Consider the following 572-nt stretch of genomic DNA (forward strand, 5'->3'; position numbering starts at 1 on the left):
GGTGATGCTCTGGCCGTTGGCCAACGTCACGACGACCGGCGAACCGGTGACGGCGGCACCGACGGTGGCGGTGTAGGTGACAGTGCCGCCTTCAGCCGCGGTTTCGGTGGCGCTGAGCTTCACGGTGGTGGTGTCGATGGTGTCAGTGATATTGGTCACCGCCGGAACCGTGTTTGGCACCAGGTTTTCGAAATTGCCCCCGGTGGCGTTGCTGATCGTGGCCTGAACGGTGCCGGCGTCTTTATAGACGTCGTCGGACGGGGCCGCAACGCTTACGGTGCCGGTGGTCTTGCCGGCCTCGATGGTGATCACGGCGCCGTTGCTCAGGGTCACGGTCACCGGTGTCCCGGCCGGATTGGTCAGGGTGGCGGTGTAGATGATCGAACCACCTTCGGCCACGGCATCGGTCGCGCTGAGTGACAGATTGGTGGTATCCGGAGTATCGGTGACGGTAGTGCTGACCGGGGTTTTATCGGCCACCAGGTTCTCGTAGTTACCGCCGCTGACGTCGGTGATCGAGTTGGTCAGCGGGGCGTGACCAGCCAGCACGTCGTTCGGCGCGCTGGTGGTGA

Annotated in this window: 1 protein-coding gene; it reads right to left on the reverse strand. The window is 64.0% G+C overall.

Annotation, left to right across the window (positions count from 1 at the left end; genetic code table 11):
• Positions 1–572, reverse strand: a 572-nt coding sequence (locus AC1D1M_RS31460) for an immunoglobulin-like domain-containing protein (protein WP_477778700.1), incomplete at both ends; no start/stop codon positions are given.

The sequence above is a fragment of the Pseudomonas sp. P1_F7 genome (assembly GCF_056405655.1).